The organism is Pseudoalteromonas sp. 3D05 (genome assembly GCF_002723455.1).
Taxonomy (GTDB): Bacteria; Pseudomonadota; Gammaproteobacteria; order Enterobacterales; family Alteromonadaceae; genus Pseudoalteromonas.
The window spans coordinates 40,319-46,426 of the sequence record NZ_PDUS01000025.1; the positions used below are offsets into that span (position 1 = coordinate 40,319).

Sequence of the window (6,108 nt, forward strand, 5' to 3'; positions counted from 1 at the left end):
GCCTGATAGGTCATTTTTTAAATTGAATTTTTTAATACATTTTTAGGCAGAAGTATTCACCTAAATAACGACGTTAGCTGGTGCGTTTATACTAAGGTAGTGGCTTTTTTGAGTCATATCATCATAGCTAATCACAGCAACCCCACCGGTGTTAAAAATTGGCATATTGCCAGGGCTTAGCTGATCGACTAAATAACTCACTATAGGCATATGGGCGACAATCAACCATGTGTCACACTCAGGGTGCATAGCAATTAATGTTTCGAGGTAATCTGCGGCAATTTGAGGATTTCCATCAGGGGTTATGTCGCTGCATGTTTCTTCAAACGTAAACACGTTGTTCTTTTTAACACCTTGCGCAGTTTGTTGAGCACGAACATAAGGGCTAACTAACAAGGCTGTTGGTTTATGAGTTGCGTGCAGCCATATACCCATTTTTTCGGCTTGTTGCTGGCCAACTAACGTCAGGTTTCTGCTTGCGTCGTCAGCTTGCATCGGTGTAGCTTCGCCGTGGCGCATTATTAGAATTGTTTTCATAAAAAATCAACCGATTAAAGAATATAAAACAGTAGCCAGTTTGCCAATTTGTCCGCTATATTAAAACAAAGTAACATCTATCTCGCTTGATATTCAGAATTAAAAGCATTGTAAAAAGTGTCTGAAGATATCACATATTGAAAATAGGTAAACGCGACGTTTTAGGAGCATCATTTGAATATCAGCCGCAATGATAACAGAACATACCACGCCCTAACACTGGACAATGGTCTAAAAGTATTGTTGGTGCAAGATAAAGATTCAACGAAGGCTGCTGCATCCATGGCTATCAATGCTGGTCATTTCGATGATCCACTTGATAGACAAGGCCTTGCCCACTTTTTAGAGCACATGCTTTTTTTAGGCACTGACCAATATCCAGAATCCAATGGTTTTAGTAATTTTGTTTCTCAAGCAGGCGGTAATACCAATGCATGGACTGGAACTGAACATACCTGCTATTTTTTTGATATAAACAACCAAAAATTTGAACATGCGCTTAAACAGTTTAGCCGTTTTTTTATTGCGCCTTTATTAAGCCCCACTGAAACAGAAAAAGAGCGCAACGCGATAGATGCGGAGTTTAAATTAAAAATAAAAGATGATAGCCGTCGGATTTACCAAGCCCACAAAGAAACGGTTAATCCTGATCATCCATTCGCTAAATTTTCTGTTGGTAGCCAACAAACATTAGCTGATCGTGAAACATGTATTAGCGATGAATTACGTCAGTTTTTTAATACCTATTATCAAGCACAATGGATGAGCTTAGTGCTTTGCTCGGATGCTGATATCACCACCATGGAGCGTTGGGTTACTGACTTATTTTGCGATATAAAAGGCACTGGCAAAGAAAAGCCCGCTATTGAAGCTGACCTCTATCGTCAACAAGATCTTTGTAAAGTACTGCACATTGAACCACATAAGCATATGCAAAAGTTGATTGTGAGTTTTGCTATGCCGAACATAGATGCGTTTTATCGCCATAAAACAGTGAGTTTTATTGCCCACTTACTTGGCTATGAAGGGGAAGGGTCGCTGTACTCCATTTTAAAAGAACAAGGTTGGATCAATGCCTTATCTGCCGGTGGCGGTATTAATGGCAGCAACTTTAAAGACTTTAATATCAGTATGGCCCTGACCGATGAGGGCATTGAATATTATGAAGACATTGTTGAAATGGTGTTCGAATATATTTGCCTTATTACTCAAAATACTGACAAGCTTCCTCGACTTTATCAGGATAAGAAAAACTTACTCAGCATTGCATTTGATAATCAAGAAAAAGCGCGATTAATAGATTGGGTTAGTAACCTAAGTATTAATATGCAGCACTACGATGAAGCTAGTTACGTGCAAGGTGATTATTTGATGGAGGGGTTCAACCAGCATGCGCATGATATGGCGATGCAATGGCTCACTCCGCGTAATATGCGTTTAGTACTCATTCACCCTGATGTAGAGCCTGAGCATAAAACAAAGTGGTATCATACGCCCTATCGTGTAGAAGCGCTTTCGAACTCATGGCTTGATGCACTAACTGAAATAAATACGCCTCTACCACAGATGCTATTGCCCACAGCAAATCCGTATTTAACAAAAGACGTAACCTTGCTCGATGTTGAGCACCCTAAAACGCAACCCACTTTATTGGTCAAAGAGCCAGGGTTTGATTTTTGGTTTAAGCAAGACAATACATTTCGGGTTGCCAAAGGTCACTTTTACTTAGCCATGGACTCTCATTTTGCAGTAAAAGATATAAAACACATGGCACTTACACGCTTATTCGCTGACTTATTTATGGATAGCGTCGCTGAGCAGTTTTACCCAGCAGAATTAGCTGGACTGAGCTATCATTTGACGTCACACCAAGGTGGTTTGACCCTCCATACCGCTGGTTTATCCTCAAGCCAACTAGCCTTAGTTGATGAATTGCTAAACGCATTATTTAATGTTGAGATATGCGCTAAGCGCTTTGCAGAGTATAAAAAACAGTTAGTTCGCCATTGGCGTAATAGCAATCATAATAAACCGGTAGGTGAGCTCTTTAGTGTTCTTGGGGCTAAAGTTATGCCGTGGAATCCGCAACCAGATCAGCTTGCCAATGCACTAAAAGATACTAGCTTTCATCAATTCAACCGCTTTAGAAAAGAGTTTTTTAATGCGCTACACGTAGAATCATTTTTACACGGAAACTGGCAAGAAAACGATGCGCTTGAGTTTCAAAAAGAAGTTGCTAACCACCTTGCTAAATCAGCAACTATTGAAGATTTAACCCGCCCATTGTGCCTACTAGATAAAGTGACTCGTATAGAACTTGAATTAAACTGCAACGACAATGCAATGGTCATTTATTATCAAGCAATGAGTGATGATGTAGACGAAAAAATAAAAATGATGGCGCTTAATCACCTTATCAATCAAGATTACTTCAATGAGTTACGTACGAAGCAGCAGCTGGGCTATCTCGTTGGCGCTGGGTACGCTCCTTTTAATACACGAGCAGGCATTGCATTTTATGTGCAATCGCCAGAGTATAGCCCATATACTCTGCTTGAGCGCCATGAAGAATTTATAACTCGTGCTGTTGAAAGTCTAAACCAGCTGGAAGCAGAACAATGGCAGATTCAGAAACAAGGCCTCAAAACGCATATTGCTGAAAAAGACAAAAATTTACGGCTGCGTTCTCAGCGTTTGTGGTTGGCAATAGGGAATCAAGATCATACATTTAATATGCAGAAAAAACTGCTAAGCGCTCTTGAAGCACTCACAATAGATGAAATTAAAGCGTATATCCGTGAAACCTTCAACGACGATCGCGCAAGATATGAACTACTAAGTCATCCTAAAGCGAAGAAACTTGCAAAAGATTCAGTTTCCTCGCATTCCCTTTGACACAACCAAGGCGTTCAATTAGATTATCAGGTGCAAATAGAAGAAGTGCATAATGATAATAAAAATAACGCTCAATCTAACATTACTTGTAAGCTTTGCTTTAAGCTTTAGTGCTCTAGCTAATAACGATCAAATGTTTGATCAAAAAACCTTACAACTTTATATACCCAGTGCATTTGTTGCACTGGTTTTGCCGTACCTGTTATTTACAATACACAGACTACGCCGCTCACGAAAACAGTTACGACTTTCAGAACACCGTTTAAAAAGTACTGTTGAAGGCAGTGGTGATACGCTTTGGGATTGGAACGTTAAAACGGGAGAAATGCTGCGTATCAACGACAAATATATGATGAACAGTGACACTCAAAAAAGTTTCCCCCCCAATAAATCACTCATCCACCCAAATGACTTACCCAGTGTAGAGCTACATTTAAAGCAACATTTTGCCGAACAAAGCGCTTTTTTTGAAGCCAGTTATCGTATAAAAGATAGCTTTGACCGATGGCGTTGGGTGCTCGACCGCGGAAAAATCATTGAAAAAGACGCCAACCTAAAACCCTTGAGAATGACGGGAACAGTTCGCGATATTACTCGTTTAAAGTCGACAGAAGCACGCCTTAATTTATTCGCAAAATGCGTAGAATCACTCACTGATGCGCTCGCAATCTATGATAGAAATTTTAATCTTGTAGATCTAAACCCCAGTTTTTTAAGCCAATTTGGCGGCACTCGAGAGCATTATTTGAATAAATCATTTTCTCTTGTGGGCTATGAAGATAGCTATATAGAAGAAATAAAAGACACAGTAAGACGCACTGAGCACTGGCAACAAGAAGTAAAGTTGCGTAACAGTGAGCGCAAAATGTTGCCTTTTGAAATTTCTATTGACGAAATTAAAAATGAATATAATCAGGTGTGCAACTACGTTGTTGTGTATTCTGATCTAACTGAACGCAAAAAAGCAGAGTCTCAACTGCACAATTTATCAAATAGAGACCGTACAACGGGCCTGCCCAATCGAAACTTGTTTTTTACCGACCTTAAAAAGTTAGCTAAAAAAGATGACCATCATGCTTTGCTAGTCTTTGACTTAGACAACTTTAAGAAAATAAATGATTCTCTTGGGCACCAGTTAGGCGACAGTCTACTCGCCAAGCTCGCAATGCGATTGAACAAACTTACCCGTGAGAAGGATGTATTTTATCGATTAGGTGGTGATGAGTTTGCATTGGTGATGTCAGGTACTAACGATATTCACACCATCACACGTATGGCTAAACAATTTTTGGCAGCCATTGCGACCCCTTTTAAAATGGCAGGACACGAATTAGTTATCACATCAAGCTTAGGCATCGTACTTTATCCTGAGGACGGTAACACCCCTGAACTACTTCTCAAAAATGCTGATACTGCAATGTATCATGCTAAAAAGAAAGGCAATAGCTACTTATTCTTCAATGACACCATGAATCGTCAAGCCGTAAAACGCTTACAAATTGAAAACCTGATGCGTTTTGGTTTAAAAGAAGATCACTTTGAAGTGTACTACCAACCTAAAATGAATATTCGCACCGGTAAATTTACCGGTATGGAAGCACTTGTTCGCTTTATTACACCTAAAAAAGGCATTATCAGTCCTGGGGTGTTCATCCCAATAGCAGAAGAAACAGGGCAAATAATTGAAATTGGTGAAGTTGTACTAAACAAAGCCTGTAGAGATGTAAAGGAGTGGCTCGATGCTGGCTTATTTAATGGCCGAGTTGCGGTTAACCTCTCTGCAAAACAGTTTAGCTTACCTGATTTAACCACACGTATTGATATCATTTTGCAAAAAAATGAACTCCCTTCGTATTTCTTAGAACTTGAAATAACGGAAGGTACGGTAATGGATGACCCACAAGATGCCATATCGATTATGCGCTCACTCAGCGCCCGTGGCATTCATTTAGCTATGGATGACTTTGGTACTGGGTATTCATCACTGGCGTACTTAAAGCAATTCCCTCTTAACACGTTAAAAGTAGATAAAGCGTTTATTGATGATATGGAAACAGAGCGTGGTCGCAATATGGTTGATTCAATCGTCACAATCGCTCACAACCTTGATTTGCATGTCGTTGCTGAAGGGGTAGAACAAGCCAAACAAATAACGATTTTAGAGCAGCTTAATTGCGAAACTATGCAAGGGTATTATTACTCAAAACCACTATCAAAAACTGAATTTACTGAGTTTTTGAAAAAGCAGTACAGCAACTCACAACCGAGTTTAATTCACCAAGCTTAAGGGCGCCATACGCACGCATTAGCGCCAACAGTGCGAAGCAAGGCTCTACGATAGTGAACGTTAAATAGATACCATGCTACAGGCCCGAGTAACCCTGCCAGTACAACCCAACGTTTAACAGGCATGCCCTTTTTATTCACGTCTAAATACATAATGGCGATAAACACGATGCTGATCACAATATACAAAGCCGGCCTCTTAATGATGGTTAATAAATGAGCGCGCAGTTTACCCAATCCCATGGCTGATTAAAAGTACTGGATATGAATAGCGGCTATTTTTTGCAATGATTGTATACCCAAGCCGCCTCAAGATGCGAGTTCCAGTGGGAGTTAAAAGTGATTTAGGCAAGGCATTGATTGCCAGTAATAGTGGTTCTATTGTTAAAA

The 6,108-nt window shown here is 39.9% G+C and carries 4 protein-coding genes; 2 read left to right on the forward strand and 2 right to left on the reverse strand.

Annotated elements, in window-relative coordinates; genetic code table 11:
- Window positions 1-60: 60 nt before the first annotated feature.
- Window positions 61-537 (reverse strand): phosphohistidine phosphatase SixA, encoded by a 477-nt coding sequence (gene sixA / locus CSC79_RS18500; protein WP_099297387.1) that lies wholly within the window; start codon window positions 535-537, stop codon window positions 61-63.
- Window positions 538-711: 174 nt separating this feature from the next.
- Here sixA and CSC79_RS18505 point away from each other — a divergent pair, with 174 nt between their 5' ends.
- A complete protein-coding gene (locus CSC79_RS18505; protein ID WP_099297389.1) occupies window positions 712-3,432 on the forward strand; it encodes an insulinase family protein in 2,721 nt (906 codons plus the stop codon).
- Between the two features lie 52 nt (window positions 3,433-3,484).
- On the forward strand, window positions 3,485-5,719 hold the full coding sequence (locus CSC79_RS18510; protein ID WP_099297391.1) for an EAL domain-containing protein: 2,235 nt from the start codon (window positions 3,485-3,487) through the stop codon (window positions 5,717-5,719).
- Here the strand turns inward: CSC79_RS18510 and CSC79_RS18515 are convergent.
- The gene (locus CSC79_RS18515; RefSeq protein ID WP_135473957.1) at window positions 5,716-5,907 is read right to left on the reverse strand and encodes a hypothetical protein; all 192 of its coding nucleotides are present in this window, start codon (window positions 5,905-5,907) and stop codon (window positions 5,716-5,718) included. The two genes, CSC79_RS18510 and CSC79_RS18515, sit on opposite strands and share 4 nt — an antisense overlap.
- Window positions 5,908-6,108: the final 201 nt, after the last annotated feature.